This window comes from Streptomyces sp. NPDC055632 (assembly GCF_053618675.1).
On sequence record NZ_JBSHHY010000021.1, the window covers coordinates 1 to 18,303 of the forward strand.

Genomic DNA, 18,303 nt, shown 5'->3' on the forward strand with positions numbered 1-18,303 from the left:
GGGGCACCCCCCGGCGGCCGTCGCCGTCCGCGCTCCCCTCAGCCCGCCGCGCGGACCGCCGCCGTCGCCTTGCGGGCCGCGACGAGCACCGGGTCCCACACCGGCGAGAACGGCGGCGCGTACCCCAGGTCCAGGGCCGTCATCGCCTCCACCGTCATCCCCGCCGTGAGCGCCACCGCCGCCACGTCCACCCGCTTCGCCGCGCCCTCCCGGCCCACGATCTGCGTCCCGAGCAGCCGCCCGGTCCGCCGCTCGGCCAGCATCTTCACCGTCATCGGCGCGGCCCCCGGGTAGTAGCCCGCCCGGCTCGTCGACTCGACCGTCACCGTCACGAACCGCAGCCCCGCCTCCAGGGCCTCCTTCTCCCGCAGGCCGGTCCGCGCGATCTCCAGGTCGCACACCTTCGACACCGCCGTGCCCACCACGCCCGGGAAGGTCGCGTAGTCGCCGCCGACGTTCGTCCCGATGACCTGGCCCTGCTTGTTCGCGTGCGTCCCGAGGGCCACGTGCCGCATCCGGCCCGAGACCAGGTCCAGGACCTCCACGCAGTCGCCGCCCGCCCAGACGTTCCCGTGCCCCCGCACCCGCATCGCCAGATCGGTGAGCAGCCCGCCGTACGCCCCGAGCGGCAGCCCCGCCTCCCGCGCGAGCGAGGTCTCCGGCCGCACGCCCGTGCCCAGGACCACCACGTCCGCCGGGTACTCCTCCTCGTCCGTCGCCACCGCCCGGACCCGGCCGTCGGGGCCGGTGAGCACCTTCGTGACCGCCGCCGAGTTGACCGTCCTGATCCCGAGCCCGTCCATCGCCTCGTGCACGAGCCGGCCCATGTCCGGGTCGAGCGTCGCCATCGGCTGCTCGCTGCGGTTGAGGACGGTCACCTCGTAGCCCCGGTTGAGGAGCGCCTCGGCCATCTCCACCCCGATGTACCCGGCGCCGACCACCACCGCCCGCCGCCCCTCCGTACCGGAGCCCTCCGCACGGGACAGCGCGTCGATCAGGGCCTGGCCGTCGTCCAGGTTCTGCACGCCGTGCACCCCGGGCGCGTCGATCCCCGGCACCGGCGGGCGCAGCGGCCGTGCCCCCGTCGCGATCACCAGCTTGTCGAAGCCGGTCCACTCCTCCGTACCGGACTCCAGGTCCCGGGAGCGGACCCGCTGCCGCTCGACGTCGATCTCCGTCACCTCGGTCCGCGTCCGCAGGTCGATGTCACGGGCCCGGTGCTCCTCGGGGGACCGGGCGATCAGCTCGTCGCGCGAGCCGACGTCCCCGCCGACCCAGTACGGGATGCCGCAGGCCGAGTACGAGGAGAAGTGACCGCGCTCGAAGGCGACGATCTCCAGCTCCCCGGGGGACTTGAGCCTGCGCGCCTGTGACGCGGCGGACATGCCCGCCGCGTCGCCACCGATGACCACCAGTCGTTCGCTCATGGGGACGACGCTACTTCTCCGGAGCCTCCGCGGGCCGGGGGGCCGCCTCCTCGGGGCGCGGCCCGGGCACCGGCGCGGGGCGGCGGGCGGCGAGCCGGGGGCGGACCAGCCGGCGCCAGAGGACGAAGGCGACCAGACCGACCGCGAGCCACGGGGCCAGGGCGGCGAGCACGACCAGGACCCAGGCCACCACGGCGACCAGGGCGTTCCAGCCGCCGCCCAGCGCGTCCAGGAGACCGGGACGGCCCTCCTCCTTGGACTCCTCGGCCTTCGGCCCCTCCTTCCGCTTCTCGGTGAGCTGGAGGGTGATCGTCGCCAGCGACGTCCGGTCCTTCAGCGAGGACTGCTGCGCGAGCAGCGCCTCCAGGTCCGCCTGACGCCGGCTCAGCTCGGCCTCCAGGGTCACCACGTCGGACAGCTTGTCCGCCCGGTCCATCAGCTCCCGCACCCGCGCCACGCTCGCCCGCTGGGTGGCGATCCGGCTCTGCACGTCCACCACCTGGTCGGTGACGTCTTGGGCGTCGGCCTTGCGGCCCAGCAGCTTGCCGGTGCCCGCCAGTTCGGCGAGGACCGAGTCGTACTTCTCCTGCGGCACCCGCAGCACGATCCGCGAGGCGAGGTACGCGTCGTCGACCCGCTCCGTCGACTCGTTCTCGACCCGCCCGCCCGCGTCCACCGCCGCCGTACGGGCCGTGGCCAGGGCCTTCGCCGCGTCCGCGACCTCCACGGACAGCGAGGCGGTGCGGATGACGTGCTGCGGGGCCGGCGCCTTCGCCGGGGCCTTGCCGGAACCCGTACCGGAACCGGACGAGGACCCCGAGGCCCCCGAGGACCCGTCCGCCGTGCCCCCGCCCGGCGCCTGCTCGGCGGGCTGCGCCGCCCGCGCGTCCGCCGCCTTGCCGCCCGCGTCCGAACCGCCCGCGCCGCAGCCCGTCAGAACCAGTGACGCCGTCAGCAGGACGGCGGCCGTCGTACTCGCTCCCCGCACGGGAACCCCCCAAGGTGGTGGTGATCGATGCCTTTTGGACGTGCGACCCCGGGGCACGGGTTGCCGTCCGGCGGTAGCGATGCGGTCACGGTCGGGCCTCGGAACGGGAGCGGACGGGCGATTTGAGAGAGTGGTCCCATGAACGCGGACACCACGGCACCCCACGTCGTCGTCGCCGGAGGCGGGATCACCGGCCTCGCGGCCGCCCACCGGCTGGCCCTCGCCGGCCACCGGGTGACCCTCCTCGAAGCGGACGGCCGGCTCGGCGGCAAGCTCCTCGCCGGGGAGGTCGCGGGCGCCCCCGTGGACCTCGGCGCCGAGTCGCTGCTCGCCCGCCGCCCCGAGGCGGTCGCCCTCGCCCGTGCCGTCGGCCTCGGCGACCGGCTCCGGGCCCCCGCCACCACCACCGCGTCCGTCTGGTCCCGGGGCGACCTCGTCCCCATGCCGAAGGGGCACGTCATGGGCGTCCCCGGCGACGCCCGCGCGCTCGGGGGCCTCCTCTCCGAGGAGGGCGTGCGCCGGATCGCCGCCGACCTCGACCTGTCGCCCACCGAGATCGGGGACGACATCGCCATCGGCGCGTACGTCGCCGCCCGCATGGGCCACGAGGTCGTCGACCGCCTCGTCGAACCCCTCCTCGGCGGGGTGTACGCCGGGGACGCCCACCGCATCTCCATGAAGGCCGCCGTCCCCGCCCTCTTCGAGGCCGCCCGCGAGCACCCCACGCTCACCGACGCCGTCCGCGCCGTCCAGCGGGCCGGCGCCGCCGTCCCGGCCGACGCGGCGGGCGCCGCCACCGGCCTCGGCGGCTCCGTCTTCGCCGGCGTCGAGGGCGGCGTCGGCACCCTGCCCGGCGCGGTCGCCGACGCGGTCCGCGCCGCCGGCGGCGAGATCCTCCTGAACGCCCCCGTGACGGCGCTGCGCCGCACCGGGGCCACCGGCTGGCAGGTCGTGAGCGGCGACCGCGTCCTCGCCGCCGACGCCGTCGTCCTCGCCACCCCCGCCGGACCCGCCGCCGCGCTCCTCGCGGAGCACGCCCCCGCCGCCGCCCGCGAACTCGGCGCGATCGAGTACGCCTCCATGGCCCTGGTCACCCTCGCGTTCCGCCGCTCGGACGTCTCCCTCCCGGCCGGCTCGGGCTTCCTCGTGCCCCCCGTCGACGGCCGCACGATCAAGGCCTCCACCTTCTCCTCGCAGAAGTGGGGCTGGGTGGCCGACGCGGCCCCCGACCTGTTCGTGCTCCGCACCTCCGTCGGCCGCCACGGCGAGGAGGAGCAGCTCCACCGCGAGGACGCCGACCTCGTCGACGCCTCCCTCGAGGACCTCGCCGCCGCCACCGGGCTCGGCGCCCGCCCGGTCGCCGCCGCGGTCACCCGCTGGGCCGGCGGCCTGCCCCAGTACCCGATCGGCCACCTCGCCCGCGTCGCCCGCGCCCGCGAGGCCGTCGCCGCCCTGCCCGGACTGCGGATCGCGGGCGCCGCGTACGACGGCGTCGGCATCCCCGCCTGCATCGCCTCGGCACATCGCGCGGCCGACGGGATCACGGACGCGCCCACCGGCGGAGGCTCCGGTTCCGCCGACGAGATCATCGCCACGTCGGAAACGGCGGCCCCCGGTGCGGGGCACTCCTCGTGACGGGCGAGAATAGGCGTATGAGTGCGCCCGAAAAGATCCCGAACGCCGGTAAGAAGGCGAAGGACCTCAACGAGGTCATCCGCTACACCCTGTGGTCCGTCTTCAAGCTGCGCGACGTCCTGCCCGAGGACCGGAGCGGCTACGCCGACGAGGTCCAGGAGCTGTTCGACCAGCTCGCGGCCAAGGACATCACCGTCCGGGGCACGTACGACCTCTCCGGTCTGCGCGCCGACGCCGACGTCATGATCTGGTGGCACGCCGAGACGAGCGACGAGCTCCAGGAGGCGTACAACCTCTTCCGCCGCACCCGCCTGGGCCGCGCCCTGGAGCCGGTCTGGTCGAACATGGCGCTGCACCGCCCGGCCGAGTTCAACAAGTCGCACATCCCGGCCTTCCTGGCCGACGAGAACCCGCGCGACTACGTCTCGGTCTACCCCTTCGTCCGCTCCTACGACTGGTACCTGCTGCCGGACGAGGACCGCCGCCGGATGCTGGCCGACCACGGCAAGATGGCCCGGGGCTACCCCGACGTCCGTGCCAACACGGTCGCCTCCTTCTCGCTCGGCGACTACGAGTGGCTCCTCGCCTTCGAGGCCGACGAGCTGCACCGCATCGTGGACCTCATGCGCCACCTGCGCGCCTCCGAGGCGCGGATGCACGTCCGCGAGGAGGTCCCGTTCTACACCGGCCGGCGCAAGGACGTCGCCGACCTGGTGGCGGGCCTGGCCTGACGGCCGTACGAAAACCCGGTGGCGGCCCGGCTCCCGGCCGGGCGCGCCATCCTCCGACCCGGAAGATCAGACGGCCGGCGGAAACCATCCGCCCGCCGTTCCAGCGACACCGGGTCCGGCTCCTGGTGCGGCGCGCGTCACGCGCGCCGCACCGGCGTCATTTCCGGGGCCTTTTCCGCCCCTTCCCCGCCCCTTCTCCGTGCGGTACGGGCGGTCAGCCGCTGGAGCTGGAACACGAGCTCGAACTGGAGCTTGAGCACGAGCTGGAGCTCGAACTCGAACACGAGCTGGAGCCGGAGCTCCCGCCACAACTGCCGGCGCCCCCTCCCGAGCAGGATCCGGAGGAGCAGGAGCCCGACGAGCAGGAACCCCCGCCGCCCCCGCCCCCTCCACCGCACGATCCCGAGTCCGCGCACCACACGGCGACCACGCCGAGCGCGTCCGCGCCCGAGGAGGACGAGGAGGAGTGGGGGTGCGGGGACGGCCCCGAGCGCCCGCCGCGTCCGGGCCTCCGCGGCCCGTCGACGCGGGCGGCGGCGAGGAGCTGCTCCCGGAGCACCGGGTCCGGCAGCGCCCGCAGCCCGTGGAGGGCCACGAGGCGGCCCGCGTCCGCGAGGTGCCCCCGCTCGCGCCCGTACGCGGCGAGCGCCCGCCGGCCCGCCGGGGTGACCCGCCCGGCGGAGGCCGTTCCGCAGACCACGGCCGTGGCGCCCATGGCGAACAGCGCCGGGACCACCTTGAAGGTGAACGGCACCGAGAACCCGTCGTCCGTGGCGAAGTCGGCGATCGTGAGGAAGAACGAGACCGGGAGCAGGACGAACGCCGCGACGCCGACCACGACGCACCACCGGTTCGTGACGCGCCGCGTCGCCGGGTCCACGAGGAGCCCGCGCTCCGCGAGCCCGTCGCCGATCTCCTGCACCGCCGGGTGCCGCATCACGGCGAGCCGCAGGTGGTGCAGGGCCCCGTGCGGGGCGGCGGCGTGCTCCTGGAACACCGCGCGCTCCACCAGGTCGCGCGCGGTCGGGCGGACGACGGCCACGATGCCGGGCCCGCCGACCGCGATCCGGCCGTCCGCATGGAGGGCGGCGAGGGCGCTGTCGGCGACCCTGGCCGGACCGCCGTCGAGGAAGGCGGCCTCGTACCGGTCGTGCACCGGCCCGCCGGAGCCGCCGCGCGACCGGACGACCCGGGTGACGAGCAGGGCGACGGCGACGGCGGCCACGAGGTAGTACAGGGCGGTCAGGAGGCCCATGGTCATCTCCGTACGAGTGCGTGGCGGGCGGCCCGGACGAGCCGCGCGGCGGGGCCCGGCGGGCGGCTGCCGGAACGGTCCTGCCACCACCGGGTGAGCAGGCGGTGCGCGGCCGGGTCCTCCGGGCGCCCGGCGAGCAGCAGGTGCTCGGCGAAGTCGAGCGCGTCCCGGCGGTAGCCGCCGTTCATGGGACGGGACCGGGCGTACGCGAGGAACGCGGGCCGGAACTCCCGGCCCAGGATCCCGGGCAGCTCCGGCGCGACCTTCGCGACCACCCCGGCCCGCTTGGCCGCGAGCGCCCGGCTCTGCACCCCGATCCGCCGGCTGTCGAACCCCTCGGGCACGGGCGTCCCGGCGACGAGGGCCGAGAGCAGCGAGGCCTGCGCGAGCCCGAGCCGCTGCCGCGCGCCCCCGTCCCGTACGGGCGCGGGCGCGACGGCCTCCGGTGCCGCCGGGGGCGCGTCCGGGACGACCCCGGGCATCGGCCCGCCGGAGACGCGGGCACCGGCGCCGATGAGCAGCGGCCGACCGGCCGGCCTCTCCGCCGCCGCGCCCCGGCGGACGGACGCCCCGGCCGGTGCCCCGGCCACCGTCGCCCCCGCCACCGTCGCCCGGATCACGGTCAGTTCCTCCGCCAGCTCCGCCGCCGCCGGGAAGTCGTCGTCCCGCTCCAGGAGCACCCCGGGCGGGGAGACCCGGGAGGCGAGGTCGGCGAGGACGTCGAGGACCGGGCGGGGCACCGGGTGGGCGTGCGTGTCGTGCCAGACGCCGTCCCGCTCGACGCCGCCCGCCACGTGCACGTACGCGATGGCCTCGACGGGCAATTCGGACAGGGCCCGCGCCGGGTCCTCGCCGCGGTTGACGCGGTTGGTGTGCAGGTTGGCCACGTCGATGAGGAGCCGCACCCCCGTGCGCTCCACCAGCTCCGCGAGGAACCGTCCCTCCGTCATCTCCTCGCCCGGCCAGGAGATCAGGGCGGCGATGTTCTCCAGGGCGAGCGGCACGGGCAGCGCGTCCTGGGCGATGCGCACGTTCTCGCAGAGCACGTCGAGGGCGTCCCGGGTGCGGGGCACGGGCAGCAGGTGGCCCGCTTCGAGCGCCGGGCTCGCCGTGAGCGCCCCTCCGGCCCGTACGAACGCGATGTGCTCCGTGATCAGCGGCGCCCCCAGCGCCACCGCCTTCTCGCCGAGCGCCGCGAGCCGGCCGGGGTCCGGCCGGTCCGCGCCGCCGAGCCCGAGCGAGACGCCGTGCGGCACGACCGTGACGCCGCGCCGCCGCAGCCGGGTCAGGGAGTCGGGCAGATGGTCCGCGCAGATGTTCTCCGCGACGACCTCCACCCAGTCGACCCCGGCCAGTCCCTCCACCGCCTCCGCGATCTCGGGACGCCAGCCGATGCCGATGCCGAGTTCCGTCATGGTCCCCCTCCTTCGGTCCTCAGTTCCCCTGTGATGGCCCACGCGGGAACGTTCGAACCCCGGGAGGGGGACGTTCAGAGCTTCATTTGAGGTTTCGGGGTTCCGGGACGAGGCTTTGGGGGAACGCCGACACCACCGTGGCCGAGCCCGGGGCGATCTCCGTGAAGCCCGCGTCGCGGACGACCGGGAGGCCGCTCGTCGTGAGGGCGGGCCAGTCCGCGGCCGGGGCGGTGCGCACGGCGAGCGGGAAGCCCGCCTCCCGCCAGGCCTTGCGCCCGGCCTCCGGCATCGCCCACCAGAGGAGCTGGGCGCCGTGGCCCGCCTGGGCCATCGACTTGCCGGCCGACATGTCCAGGTCCGGGTTGAACCACAGCACCGCCGCCCCCTCCGGCACGGGGCCGGGGGCGGCCGGGTCGTCGAGGTCGGTGCCGGAGACCTGGAGGCGGGCCAGGTCCTTGGGCCAGCCGTCGAGCGGGACCGGCGGGAAGACCCGCACCTCCGCCTCCGCGCCGGTGACCGTGATCCCGGGGAGCGCGCACGCCCGCCGCCACTCGGCGCCGCGCGCCCGGCGCACCACCTTGCGGATCCGGGCGTCCTGCCAGTCGGCCATGGCCCGCGCCCATTCGCCCTCGCCGGTGGAACGCCCGTCGGTCAGGATCTCCAGGACGGCCCGCGCCGCGGTCTCCAGGGCGTCGGTACGGGCCGGGGGCGCGTCGCGCTCGATCCGTACCACCAGGGGGAGGACGAACTGGGGCTTCTCGTCGCGGAGATCGGTCTCATCGCTGCTCACCGGGCAAGTCTGCCATCGCCGCCACGAGCGCCGTCACCGGTGCCGTGACGGGCCGTTCTTGTGGGAATCGCCGCTTCCGCGCCAGGATGCCGCCCATGACGGGTGATCTCTCCGCCGGTGGGCGGCCGAGGCTGGAGAAGGCCGGGCGCCGGCACGGCCCGCGGGGGCCGTGGGTGCTGCGCGGGGTCGACCTCGGCCTGCCTCCCGCCGCCCTGGTCCGGGTCACCGGCACCAACGGCACCGGCAAGTCCACCCTGCTCCGGCTGCTCGCCGGCATCGACGCGCCCACCGAGGGGCGCGTCACCGGACGGCCCGCCCGCACCGCGTACGTCCCCGAGCGCTTCCCCGTCGCGCTGCCGTTCACGGCCCTCGACTACCTGGTCCGCCTCGGCCGCGTCCAGGGCCTCGGCCGGACGGCCGCCCGAGCCCGGGCGGGGGAGTGGCTGGAGCGCTTCGGGGCCGGCGGGCACGCCCGTACCGGACTCGCGGAGCTCTCCAAGGGCACGAGCCAGAAGGTCGCCGTCGCGCAGGCGTTCCTCGCCGACCCGGCCCTCCTCGTCCTCGACGAGGCCTGGACCGGGCTCGACGCCGGAGCCCGCGCCGCACTCGACGCCGCCGTCCGCGAACGCGTCGCGGCGGGCGCGACGGTCGTCTTCGTCGACCACGACCCGCGCAGGCTGCGGGGCGAGGCGGACGCGGTGTACGAGGTGGGGGCGGGACGGGTGCGGCCGGGCCGGGAGCCCGCGGGAGAGCCGCCCGGCGCCCCCGGCGCCTTCGGGACCTCCGGAACCCCCGGCGCCCTCGTGCGGATCACCGTCTCCGGCGGGCGCGCGCTCCCCGAACGGCCGCCGGGCGGACCGTCCGTCGCGCCCGGCCCCGACGGCACCACCGTCCTCACCGTGGGCGAGGCCCACTCCGACGCCCTGCTCGGAGCGCTCCTCGCGGCCTCCTGGCACGTCCACCGGCTCCACACCGGGAGCACCGAACCCTCCGAAGGGGGCGTACGGGCATGACGGCGCTGCTGCGCTACCAGTCGGGTCTCCTCCTCCGCTCGCAGCGGTGGCTGGCGCCGCTCCTCCTGTACGCGGTCTTCGTCGGCGTCGGCGTGCAGGCGGCCGAACCGGTGCTCGACGCGCTCGGGTTCACCGCCGCCGCCCTGCTGCCGGTGACGGCCTGGACGGTGCGGATCTGCCTCACCCAGGAGCCGCCCGCCGCGCGGAACGTGGTCGCGGCCGCCGCGGGACGGGACCGCGCGCACCTCGCGGCGCTCCTCGCCGGAACCGCCTGGCCGGTCCTGCCCGGCACGGCCGCCGTCCTGTTCGTGACGGCCGTGAGCGACCGGCGCGGAATCGCCGCTCCCGTCGCGGCCGTCACCGGGCTCCTCGCGGCGCTCGCCTGCGTGCTCACGGGCGCCGCCGTGGGCGCGCTGGCCTCCCGCCCCTTCCTCAAGGCCCCCGGCTGGTCCCTCGCGGCCCTCGTCCTCGGCTCCCTCCTCGCCTTCGTGACCACCGGGTCCCCGGCGAAGCACGCCATGACGGTCCTGACCGCCGGCGCCCGCACGGGGACCGCCGTCCCGCCCTGGGCCGCCTTCGCGGGCGCCCTGCTCCTCGCGGCGGGGGCGGCGTTCCTCGCCTGCCGCGCCACGGCACGCCTGGAGTGAGCACGTCCGGAGCGCGTACGGCCGGATCGCGTACGTCCGGGGCGGGCGCGCCGGGAGTACGCTCGGGCACATGACCGAGACCACGCCCGCGTCCGCATCCGTGTCCGCGTCGTACTGCGCCCCCGAGCCCGCCCCGAGGCCCGAACCGGCGGCCGAGGGCCCGTTCGCCGCCTGCGTGCTGTGCCAGGAGCCGACCGAGTACCCGGCGTCGGCCAAGGGCATCACGCTCTGCCCGGTGTGCGAGTGGCAGGAGGCCCAGCGCATGTCCTGCTCCGGCTGAGGCCCCTTCCGGGGCGCCTCAGCCGCGCATGAGGTCGGACACCTTCACGAAGCGGTAGCCGCGGGCCCGCAGCTCCGGGACGATCCGGCGGATCGCCCGCTCGGTGACGGGCGCGGCGCTGCGCGTGCAGTGCATGACCACGAGCGAACCGGGCTTCACCCCGTCGAGCACCTGCTCGGCGACCGCGTCCGCGTCCTTCGCGAAGGCGTCCCCGCTGACCACGTCCCACTGGACCGCCGTCACCCCGGCGGGGCCGAGGGCGCGCAGGGCCGTGTCGTCGTAGCAGCCGCCGGGGAAGCGGAAGTACGGGACGACGTTGACGGCCCCGGCGTCCCGGAAGGCGTCGAAGGCGCGCCGCACGTCCGCCGCCATGTCGGGCCCGGGGACGGTGGGCAGGCCGTAGCAGGGGGACGCGAAGGCGTAGTGGCTGTACGAGTGGTTGGCGATCTCGAAGCGCGGGTCGCCGCCGATGGACCTGGCCTGGTCCGGGTACTCCTCCGCCCAGCGGCCCGTCATGAAGACGGTCGCGTCCACCTCCAGGCGGCGCAGGGTCGCGATGAGCTCCGGGTTGTCGAAGCGCTCGCCGCGCGCGGCCCTGGGTCCCTGGTCGGCCGTCATGTCGGCGTCGAAGGTGAGCGCCACGACCTTCTCGGCGCCCTTCGGGGAGCTCGCGACCCGGCGCGTGTAGACGGGGGTGAGCCCGTTCGGGCCGGGCGCCATGGTGGGCACGGCGGCGGGCTCGGCACCCGGCTGGGGAAGAGCGGCGGTGCCCGTGCCCGTGCTCGCGGAGGGCGAGGGGGTGCCGGCCGACGCCTTCGCGCTCGGGGCCTTCGGGGCGGCGCCCCCGCCGCAGCCGACGAGGGCGGCGCCCAGCAGACCGAGGGCCGCCACTTTTCGTACAGGAATATTCACGATCGGAAGTTATCCGATCAAAGTTATTAATGCTCGCGACCCGGCAGGAGGGGCGCCCGAGTCCACGCGCCGGGCCGACGCGTGGCCCGGCACACGGCCCGGCGGGCGGCCCGCTCAGGAAGCCAGGAGCAGCTTCCGGCTCTCCTCCACGTCGAAGTCCCCCGGCGGGTACTTCGGGTCCAGCGCCTCCAGGTGTTCGAGGAGGAGCTTGCTGATCGCCCAGTTCCGGTACCACTTGCGGTCCGCCGGGACCACGTACCACGGCGCCGAGTCCGTCCCGCAGCGCTCCAGGGCCAGTTCGTAGGCCTTCTGGTAGGCCGGCCACAGGGCCCGTTCCTCGATGTCGCCCGTGGTGAACTTCCAGTGCTTGTCGGGGTCGTCGAGGCGCTGGAGGAGCCGGGTGCGCTGCTCCTCGTACGAGAGGTGGAGGAAGACCTTGACCACCGTCACGCCGTCGTCCGCGAGGGACTTCTCGAAGTGGTTGATCTGACGGTAGCGGCGCTTGATCTCGGAGCGGGAGACCAGCTCGTGGACGCGCGGGACGAGGACGTCCTCGTAGTGCGAGCGGTCGAAGATGCCGATCTCGCCCGGCAGGGGCAGCGCCTTCTCGATCCGCCAGAGGAAGGGGTGCTCCTTCTCCTCGGCCGTCGGGGCCTTGAAGGCGCGCACCCGGCAGCCCGACGGGCTGAGGAAGCCGATCACGTGCTTGACCGTGCCGCCCTTGCCGCTGGTGTCCATGCCCTGGAGGACCAGGAGCAGCCGCCGGCGGTCCCCGGCGGTGCTCGACGCGTACAGGCGCTCCTGGAGCTCGGCGAGGCGCGGCCCGAGGGCGGCGGTGGCGGCCGTGCCGGCCGCCTTGTCGGGGGGACCGGCGGGGATGCCCCGGGCGTCGTACGAGGCGAGGTCGACCGGCTCGCCCCCGGGGACGCGCAGGACGTCCCGCAGGACCGGCTCCCGCTCCTCGCGCCGCTTCTTGCCCTCGTGCTTCTTCGGCATCTCGCGCTCCTTCCGCAGTCCCGCCCTCCTGCCCCCGATCCTCCACCGCAACCGGGCCGCCCGCGACCTCCGGGGACGGGTCAGCGGCGCCAGGGGCCCGTCACCGCGAACGTCGTCCCCGGCGCGTAGCAGTTGACGTACATCGTGCTCCGGTCCGGCGAGAAGGTGACCCCGGCGAACTCGCCCCACTCGGGCTCCTCGGGGGTGCCAATGTTCTGCCGCCCGCGTGCGACCGGGTAGACCTCGCCCCGCTCGCTCACCCCGAAGACGTGCTGCGCGCCCCCGCCGTCCTCGCTGACCATCAGGCCCCCGGTCGGCGCCAGGCAGATGTTGTCCGGCGACTCGCCGGGCAGCCGCACGTCCGTGCTCGGGCCGAAGAGCACGACGAGGGTGAGCCGGCGTCGGTGCGGCTCGTACTTCCACACCTGGCCGAAGTGGGTGGCCGCCGAGCCGTCCCCGGCCCGCGCGAACGACGACACGAAGTAGACGGCCCGCCCGCCCCAGTAACAGCCCTCCAGCTTCTGCGCGTGCGTGATGCCCCTGGGCCCGAAGTCCTGGAACCTGATGGGCGTTCCGGCCGCGAGGGGATCCGGTACGGGGACCCATTCGACGCCCTCGAAGCGGGCGCCGGTCTCCTGGACCGCGGAGAGGTCGGGGACGCCCGGCACCCGCATCGCCTCCAGGGCGCCGCCCGCGCGCAGCGAGCCCGTGCCGCCGAGCGGCTTGCGGGGGAGGAAGCGGTAGAAGAGCCCGAAGGGGCGGTCGAAGGCGTCCTCCGTCTCGTACACGATGCCGCTGTGCGGGTCGACGGCGATCGCCTCGTGCTGGAAGCGGCCCATGGCGGTGAGCGGGACGGCCCCGGTGCGGCGCGGATCGGCGCCGTCGACCTCGAAGATGAAGCCGTGGTCCTTGGCGTAGCCGTTCGTGCCGGCCTTGTCCTCGGTCTCCTCGCAGGTCAGCCAGGTGTTCCAGGGCGTGGGCCCGCCCGCGCAGTTGACGGCCGTGCCCGCGACGGCGACCCGCTCGCCGAGGACATTGTTCCGGCCGTCGAGTTCGAGGACCGTGCAGCCGCCCTTGGCCGCCGGGTCGTACGTGAGGCCGGGGACGGCCGGGACGCCGATCTTCCCGGTGACCTTGTTCTCGTGGTTGCGGACCAGGTGCACCCGGCCCCGGTGGCCGGGGAAGGCGCCCATGCCGTCGTGGTTGCTCGGGACGGGCCCCTCGCCGGAGCGGAGCGGGTCGCCCTGCCGGGAGAGGACCTTGTACCGGAAGCCGGCCGGCAGGTCGAGGAGGCCGTCGGGGTCGGGCACGAGGGGGCCGTAGCCGCCCCGGGGCGGACGGTCGCCGGGCGCGGCCGAGGCGCTTGCGGCGAAGAGTTCGGAGAGGGCGCCGGTGAAGGCGATCCCGGCGACGGACGCGCCGGTGCGGGACAGGATCTGACGTCGTGTTGCGGACATGGGCAACGGGCCTCCCCTGTGGGGGTACCCCCATGCCGAAGGCCATGGGGGAGGACAGGATGTGACGCTCCGTCGTGTCACGTGTTGCCTGTGTGACGTGCGACCCGCACGTGTGTATCACGCACTCCGGTGGCGCGTGAACCATGCGGGCCGCAACTGCCGCGTGTGGCGCGGTTCCTGACCGGAAGTCAGGCGCGAAATCAGCCCAGTTCGGCGGTGAGGGTGATGTTCGTGCCCGACAGCGCCTGGCTGACCGGGCAGTTCTTCTTCGCGTCCTCGGCCGCCGCCCGGAAACTGTCCTCGTCCAGGCCGGGGACGTCACCGCGCACGGTCAGGTGGATGCCGGTGATGCCCTCGCCCGGCTGGAAGGTGACGTCGGCCTTGGTCTCCAGACGGGCGGGCGGGGTGCCCGCGCCGGCCAGTCCGTGGGAGAGGGCCATCGAGAAGCAGGAGGAGTGCGCGGCCGCGATCAGCTCCTCGGGGCTGGTCTTGCCGTTCGGCTGCTCCGACCGGGCGGGCCAGGAGACGTCGAACTGTCCGACGCCGGAGGAGTCGAGGGAGACGACGCCGGAGCCCTGGATGAGGTTGCCCTCCCAGACGGTGTGGGCGTGACGCACGGTGGCCATGGTGGATCCCTTTCGATCGATCGGGTACGGCCCCCAAGCTACTGCGCGACGAGCCCCTTCGCGTCGCGGGCGAGCGCGGTGAGCCGCGAGATCGCCCGGAAGTACTTCTTGCGGTACCCGCCGTTCAGCATCTCCTCGCTGAACAGGCGGTCGAAGGGCAGGCCGGAGGCGAGCACCGGTATCTCGCGGTCGTACAGCCGGTCGGCCAGGACGACGAGCCGCAGCGCGGTCGACTGGTCGGGCACGGGCCGCACGTCGGTGAGGCAGACGGCGGTGAGGTCGTCGGTCAGGGCGCCGTACCGGCTCGGGTGCACCCTGGCCAGGTGTTCGAGCAGGTTCGGGAAGTCGTCCAGGGAGGCGCCCGGCGTGGCGTACGCGGTCTCCGTGACGGTCTGGTCGGAGTGCGGCGCGGGGGCCTCGGGCAGGCCGCGGTGGCGGTAGTCCTCGCCGTCGATCCGCAGCGGCCGGAAGTGGGCGGAGAGGCCCTGGATCTCGCGGAGGAAGTCGGCGGCGGCGAAGCGGCCCTCGCCGAGCTTGCCGGGGAGCGTGTTGGAGGTGGCGGCGAGCGCCACGCCCGCCTCGACCAGCTTGCCGAGGAGGCTGGAGACGAGGACGGTGTCGCCCGGGTCGTCGAGCTCGAACTCGTCGATGCAGAGGAGCCGGTGCCCGCTCAGCGTCTTCACGGTCTGCTGGAAGCCGAGCGCGCCGACCAGGTTGGTCAGCTCCACGAAGGTGCCGAAGGCCTTCAGGGCGGGGTCGGCGGGGGTCGCGTGCCAGAGCGAGGCGAGCAGGTGGGTCTTGCCGACGCCGTACCCGCCGTCCAGGTAGACCCCGCGCGGCCCGGTGGGGGCGGCGGGCTTCTTCGCGAACCAGCGGCGCTTCCCGGCGCCGGAGGCGTGCGCCCCGCCCAGGCCCTCGGCGAAGGCGCTCAGGACCTCGACGGCCTGCGTCTGGCTGGGCTGGTTCGGGTCCGGGATGTACGTGTCGAAGCGCACGGAGTCGAAGCGCGGCGGCGGCACCATCTCCGCCACGAGGCGCTCGGCGGGGACGTGGGGCTCTCGGGAGCAGAGCGAGAGCGGGGCCGCTGCGGAGGAGACGGCTTCGGTGAGGGCACGGGTCGACACAGTTCCCCACTGTAAGCGCCATGTCAGACTGCCTGGATGCGACGCCTGTTTCCTGTGACGGACATGACAGCCGGGCCGGCCGCGCCGACCGCGCCGACCGCACCCGCCGGACCGGCCCACGAGGCCGGGGCGGGGGACGGGGGCTGGTCCCTCGACGCGCTCGCCGACGCCTACGCCTACCCGGAGGGCGACGGCCCCTGGCTGCGGGCCAACATGGTCTCCTCGCTCGACGGCGCCGGCCAGCACGAGGGGCGCTCCCAGCCGCTCTCCTCCGACACCGACATGAGGATCTTCGGGACCCTGCGCGGGCTCGCCGACGTGATCGTGGTGGGCGCGGAGACCGTACGCCTGGAGGGGTACCGCCCCGCCCGGGCGCGGGAGGCCTTCGCGGAGCGCCGGGCCGCCGCCGGGCAGGGCCCGGCCCCCGTGATCGCCGTGGTCACCGGCTCCCTCGACCTGGACTTCTCGCTTCCGCTCTTCACCGCGCCGCTGGTGCCGACCCTGGTCCTGACCGGGAGCGGGGCGCCGGCCGAGCGGGTCAGGGCGGCCCGGGAGGCGGGGGCGGAGGTGCTGTTCGCGGGCGACGGGGCCCGGGTGGACCCCGCCCGCGCCCTGGCGGCGCTGACGGAGCGCGGCCTGCGGCGCCAGCTCACCGAGGGCGGGCCGAGGCTGCTCGGCCAGTTCGTGGCGGCGGGGGTCCTGGACGAGCTGTGCCTGACGATCTCGCCGACCATGACGGCGGGGGACGCCCAGCGGATCGCCGGAGGCCCCCCGGTGGCCGTCCCGACACGCTTCCAGGTGGCTTCCGTCCTGGAGCGGGACGGCTTCCTCTTCACCCGCTACCTTCGGTCCTGAGAAAAGCGGAATTCGCCGTTCCGCTTACCGTCGGCTGGGCACACTTACTGTCGCAGACCCCGTGCGAACACGGGGAAGGATGGTTTCCGCAGAAGGGCTCCCGAGGTGTTCACAAGCGTTCTGATGATCGAGAAGCCGCTGACGTCCGTGGACGTGGAATTCGTCACCACGCTGCACGGCGACGAGGGCGTGTCCTTCATCGTTCTGATGCAGCCGCGCGGTGACCAGGCCGATGTACTGCTGCGTGCCATCGACGACGTCGCCATGGGCGAACTGAAGGAAGCGGCCCGCGAGGGCGAGGAGCCGGAGGGCAGGGAGGCCCGGCCCCCCGCCGAACAGGCCCTGGAGCACTCGCTCCAGGCCCTGAGGGACGCCGGCTGCGAGGCGGTCGGCCAGGTCGTCGAGGACCACCCGCTCGACCGGATGAGGGCGGTCGTCGACGAGGCGGGGGCGGACGAGGTGATCGTCCTCACCGCGCCGCACTACGTGGAGGAGTTCTTCCACCGGGACTGGGCCTCCCGGGCCCGCCACAAGGTGGGCGTCCCGGTGCTCAAGCTCTTCGCGCACAGCGAGTGACCGGGCGGTGACGGCCCGGCCCGCGCTCCGTGCAGGGGGCGCGGGCCCGGCTGTGCCCTGCCGGGCGGGCGGGAGGGAAACCACTAGGCTGGAGCCACCAGCTGCGATCGCAGATGCGATCGCACCGCACACTCACGAGACGTACCCGGGGAGAGATCCACATGGCACCCGCCATTCCCGCCGCCATGGAACGGCCGCACTTCATCGGCATCGGCGGTGCCGGGATGTCGGGCATCGCCAAGATCCTGGCCCAGCGCGGCGCCAAGGTCGCCGGCAGCGACGCCAAGGAGTCCGCGACCGCCGAGGCCCTGCGCGCCCTCGGGGTCACCGTGCACATCGGCCACGCCACCGAGCACCTGGCCGACGACGCCTCCGCCGTCGTCGTCTCCAGCGCCATCCGCGCCGACAACCCCGAGCTGGCCCGCGCCGCCGAGCTCGGCATCCCGGTCGTGCACCGCTCCGACGCGCTCGCCTCCCTCATGGACGGCCTGCGCGCGATCGCGGTCGCCGGTACGCACGGCAAGACGACGACCACCTCCATGCTGGCCGTCGCCCTCACCCACCTCGGCCTCGACCCCTCGTACGCCATCGGCGGCGACCTGGCGGGCCCCGGCACCAACGCGCTGCACGGCGACGGCGAGGTCTTCGTCGCCGAGGCCGACGAGAGCGACCGCAGCTTCCAGAAGTACGACCCCGAGGTCGCGATCGTCCTCAACGTCGAGCTGGACCACCACGCGAACTACGCCTCCCTGGACGAGATCTACGAGTCCTTCGAGGCCTTCACCGCCAAGATCCGCCCCGGCGGCACCCTGGTCGTCGGCGAGCACGCGGGCGCCCGCGAGCTGGCCCGCCGGGTCGCGGACCGCGAGGGCCTGGAGATCGTCACGGTCGGCGAGTCCGAGGACTCCGACGCGCGCATCCTGAAGATCGTCCCGAACGGCATGAAGAGCGAGGTGACCGTCGCTCTCGACGGCGCCGAGCACACCTTCACCGTCTCGGTCCCGGGCCGTCACTACGCCCACAACGCCGCCGCCGCGCTCGCCGCCGGCGCCCGCGTCGGCATCGACCCGGCGGAGCTCGCCCAGGCCCTCACCGCCTACACGGGCGTCGGCCGCCGCCTCCAGCTCAAGGGCGAGGCGAGGGGCGTGCAGGTCATCGACTCGTACGCGCACCACCCCACCGAGATGACCGCCGACCTGGAGGCCATGCGGGGCGCCGCCGGCGACTCCCGGCTCCTCGTGGTCTTCCAGCCGCACCTGTTCTCCCGGACCCAGGAGCTGGGCGAGGAGATGGGCGACGCGCTGGCCCTCGCGGACGCCTCCGTCGTCCTCGACATCTACCCGGCCCGCGAGGACCCGATCCCGGGGGTCACCAGCGAGCTGATCGTCGAGGCCGCGCGGAAGGCCGGCGCCGACGTGACGCCCGTCCACAACAAGGGTGCCGTGCCCGAGATCGTCGAGGGAATGGCCGGACCCGGCGATCTCGTTCTCACCATGGGGGCGGGCGACGTCACGGACCTCGGCCCGCGCATCCTGGACCACCTGTCGAAGTAGTGCGGAGCAGAGGGAGCGAGCCC

The 18,303-nt window shown here is 74.8% G+C and carries 18 protein-coding genes; 8 read left to right on the top strand and 10 right to left on the bottom strand.

Annotation, left to right across the window (positions count from 1 at the left end):
- Positions 1 to 38: 38 nt before the first annotated feature.
- Both ACWGSR_RS24450 and ACWGSR_RS24455 read right to left on the bottom strand, forming a co-directional pair.
- Positions 39 to 1,427 (bottom strand): FAD-dependent oxidoreductase, encoded by a 1,389-nt coding sequence (locus tag ACWGSR_RS24450; protein WP_453568981.1) that lies wholly within the window; start codon positions 1,425 to 1,427, stop codon positions 39 to 41.
- Between the two features lie 10 nt (positions 1,428 to 1,437).
- On the bottom strand, positions 1,438 to 2,415 hold the full coding sequence (locus ACWGSR_RS24455) for a DUF4349 domain-containing protein (RefSeq protein ID WP_453568983.1): 978 nt from the start codon (positions 2,413 to 2,415) through the stop codon (positions 1,438 to 1,440).
- Between the two features lie 138 nt (positions 2,416 to 2,553).
- Here ACWGSR_RS24455 and hemG point away from each other — a divergent pair, with 138 nt between their 5' ends.
- Both hemG and hemQ read left to right on the top strand, forming a co-directional pair.
- Positions 2,554 to 4,050 (top strand): protoporphyrinogen oxidase, encoded by a 1,497-nt coding sequence (gene hemG / locus ACWGSR_RS24460; protein WP_453568985.1) that lies wholly within the window; start codon positions 2,554 to 2,556, stop codon positions 4,048 to 4,050.
- Between the two features lie 17 nt (positions 4,051 to 4,067).
- The gene (gene hemQ, locus ACWGSR_RS24465) at positions 4,068 to 4,781 is read left to right on the top strand and encodes a hydrogen peroxide-dependent heme synthase (protein ID WP_366378383.1); all 714 of its coding nucleotides are present in this window, start codon (positions 4,068 to 4,070) and stop codon (positions 4,779 to 4,781) included.
- A gap of 214 nt (positions 4,782 to 4,995) precedes the next feature.
- Here the strand turns inward: hemQ and ACWGSR_RS24470 are convergent, their stop codons facing one another.
- The 3 genes from ACWGSR_RS24470 to ACWGSR_RS24480 form a co-directional block, all read right to left on the bottom strand.
- Complete coding sequence (locus tag ACWGSR_RS24470; RefSeq protein ID WP_453568987.1) at positions 4,996 to 6,036, bottom strand: TIGR04222 domain-containing membrane protein; 1,041 nt, start codon at positions 6,034 to 6,036, stop codon at positions 4,996 to 4,998.
- Positions 6,037 to 6,038: 2 nt separating this feature from the next.
- The gene (locus tag ACWGSR_RS24475) at positions 6,039 to 7,451 is read right to left on the bottom strand and encodes a DUF692 domain-containing protein (RefSeq protein WP_453568989.1); all 1,413 of its coding nucleotides are present in this window, start codon (positions 7,449 to 7,451) and stop codon (positions 6,039 to 6,041) included.
- Positions 7,452 to 7,533: 82 nt separating this feature from the next.
- Positions 7,534 to 8,241 carry a peptidyl-tRNA hydrolase gene (locus ACWGSR_RS24480; RefSeq protein WP_376232012.1) on the bottom strand — a complete coding sequence of 236 codons (708 nt, stop codon included), beginning with the start codon at positions 8,239 to 8,241 and terminating at the stop codon, positions 7,534 to 7,536.
- A gap of 95 nt (positions 8,242 to 8,336) precedes the next feature.
- Between ACWGSR_RS24480 and ACWGSR_RS24485 the strand changes: the two genes are divergently transcribed.
- The 3 genes from ACWGSR_RS24485 (at position 8,337) to ACWGSR_RS24495 (ending at position 10,181) form a co-directional block, all read left to right on the top strand.
- Positions 8,337 to 9,254, top strand: a complete 918-nt coding sequence (locus ACWGSR_RS24485; RefSeq protein WP_453568991.1) for an ATP-binding cassette domain-containing protein — start codon at positions 8,337 to 8,339, stop codon at positions 9,252 to 9,254.
- A complete protein-coding gene (locus ACWGSR_RS24490; RefSeq protein WP_453568993.1) occupies positions 9,251 to 9,901 on the top strand; it encodes an ABC transporter in 651 nt (216 codons plus the stop codon). Before ACWGSR_RS24485 ends, ACWGSR_RS24490 begins: the two co-directional genes overlap by 4 nt.
- Positions 9,902 to 9,971: 70 nt before the next feature.
- Entirely contained in the window at positions 9,972 to 10,181 is a 210-nt protein-coding gene (locus ACWGSR_RS24495; protein WP_453568995.1) for a hypothetical protein, read from the top strand.
- An 18-nt stretch (positions 10,182 to 10,199) separates the two neighbouring features.
- Here the strand turns inward: ACWGSR_RS24495 and ACWGSR_RS24500 are convergent, their stop codons facing one another.
- The 5 genes from ACWGSR_RS24500 to zapE all read right to left on the bottom strand — a co-directional run bounded on the left by ACWGSR_RS24500 (position 10,200) and on the right by zapE (position 15,296).
- The gene (locus tag ACWGSR_RS24500) at positions 10,200 to 11,093 is read right to left on the bottom strand and encodes a polysaccharide deacetylase family protein (protein ID WP_453568997.1); all 894 of its coding nucleotides are present in this window, start codon (positions 11,091 to 11,093) and stop codon (positions 10,200 to 10,202) included.
- A gap of 114 nt (positions 11,094 to 11,207) precedes the next feature.
- On the bottom strand, positions 11,208 to 12,089 hold the full coding sequence (locus ACWGSR_RS24505; protein WP_453568999.1) for a PPK2 family polyphosphate kinase: 882 nt from the start codon (positions 12,087 to 12,089) through the stop codon (positions 11,208 to 11,210).
- A gap of 80 nt (positions 12,090 to 12,169) precedes the next feature.
- The gene (locus tag ACWGSR_RS24510; RefSeq protein WP_453569001.1) at positions 12,170 to 13,546 is read right to left on the bottom strand and encodes an alkaline phosphatase PhoX; all 1,377 of its coding nucleotides are present in this window, start codon (positions 13,544 to 13,546) and stop codon (positions 12,170 to 12,172) included.
- A gap of 200 nt (positions 13,547 to 13,746) precedes the next feature.
- On the bottom strand, positions 13,747 to 14,172 hold the full coding sequence (locus ACWGSR_RS24515) for an OsmC family protein (protein ID WP_453569003.1): 426 nt from the start codon (positions 14,170 to 14,172) through the stop codon (positions 13,747 to 13,749).
- A gap of 38 nt (positions 14,173 to 14,210) precedes the next feature.
- Positions 14,211 to 15,296: a cell division protein ZapE gene (gene zapE / locus ACWGSR_RS24520; protein ID WP_376232001.1), complete on the bottom strand. Its 1,086-nt coding sequence runs from the start codon at positions 15,294 to 15,296 to the stop codon at positions 14,211 to 14,213.
- 36 nt (positions 15,297 to 15,332) lie between these two features.
- On the opposite strand from zapE, the gene ACWGSR_RS24525 reads away from it, so the two are divergent.
- The 3 genes from ACWGSR_RS24525 (at position 15,333) to murC (ending at position 18,280) form a co-directional block, all read left to right on the top strand.
- Entirely contained in the window at positions 15,333 to 16,151 is an 819-nt protein-coding gene (locus ACWGSR_RS24525) for a pyrimidine reductase family protein (protein WP_376231999.1), read from the top strand.
- A 105-nt stretch (positions 16,152 to 16,256) separates the two neighbouring features.
- Entirely contained in the window at positions 16,257 to 16,727 is a 471-nt protein-coding gene (locus ACWGSR_RS24530) for an indole-3-glycerol phosphate synthase (RefSeq protein ID WP_366378395.1), read from the top strand.
- A 161-nt stretch (positions 16,728 to 16,888) separates the two neighbouring features.
- Positions 16,889 to 18,280, top strand: a complete 1,392-nt coding sequence (murC, locus tag ACWGSR_RS24535) for a UDP-N-acetylmuramate--L-alanine ligase (protein ID WP_453569006.1) — start codon at positions 16,889 to 16,891, stop codon at positions 18,278 to 18,280.
- Positions 18,281 to 18,303: the final 23 nt, after the last annotated feature.

Excerpts from the sequence above, each read along its gene's own strand:
- ACWGSR_RS24515 (WP_453569003.1), bottom strand. The coding sequence starts at position 14,172 with ATGGCCACCGTGCGTCACGCCCACACCGTCTGGGAGGGCAACCTCATC.
- ACWGSR_RS24450 (WP_453568981.1), bottom strand. The coding sequence starts at position 1,427 with ATGAGCGAACGACTGGTGGTCATCGGTGGCGACGCGGCGGGCATGTCC.
- ACWGSR_RS24475 (WP_453568989.1), bottom strand. The coding sequence starts at position 7,451 with ATGACGGAACTCGGCATCGGCATCGGCTGGCGTCCCGAGATCGCGGAG.
- ACWGSR_RS24490 (WP_453568993.1), top strand. The coding sequence starts at position 9,251 with ATGACGGCGCTGCTGCGCTACCAGTCGGGTCTCCTCCTCCGCTCGCAG.
- hemQ (WP_366378383.1), top strand. The coding sequence starts at position 4,068 with ATGAGTGCGCCCGAAAAGATCCCGAACGCCGGTAAGAAGGCGAAGGAC.
- murC (WP_453569006.1), top strand. The coding sequence starts at position 16,889 with ATGGCACCCGCCATTCCCGCCGCCATGGAACGGCCGCACTTCATCGGC.
- ACWGSR_RS24470 (WP_453568987.1), bottom strand. The coding sequence starts at position 6,036 with ATGGGCCTCCTGACCGCCCTGTACTACCTCGTGGCCGCCGTCGCCGTC.
- hemG (WP_453568985.1), top strand. The coding sequence starts at position 2,554 with ATGAACGCGGACACCACGGCACCCCACGTCGTCGTCGCCGGAGGCGGG.
- ACWGSR_RS24510 (WP_453569001.1), bottom strand. The coding sequence starts at position 13,546 with ATGTCCGCAACACGACGTCAGATCCTGTCCCGCACCGGCGCGTCCGTC.
- ACWGSR_RS24525 (WP_376231999.1), top strand. The coding sequence starts at position 15,333 with ATGCGACGCCTGTTTCCTGTGACGGACATGACAGCCGGGCCGGCCGCG.
- ACWGSR_RS24505 (WP_453568999.1), bottom strand. The coding sequence starts at position 12,089 with ATGCCGAAGAAGCACGAGGGCAAGAAGCGGCGCGAGGAGCGGGAGCCG.
- ACWGSR_RS24495 (WP_453568995.1), top strand. The coding sequence starts at position 9,972 with ATGACCGAGACCACGCCCGCGTCCGCATCCGTGTCCGCGTCGTACTGC.
- ACWGSR_RS24485 (WP_453568991.1), top strand. The coding sequence starts at position 8,337 with ATGACGGGTGATCTCTCCGCCGGTGGGCGGCCGAGGCTGGAGAAGGCC.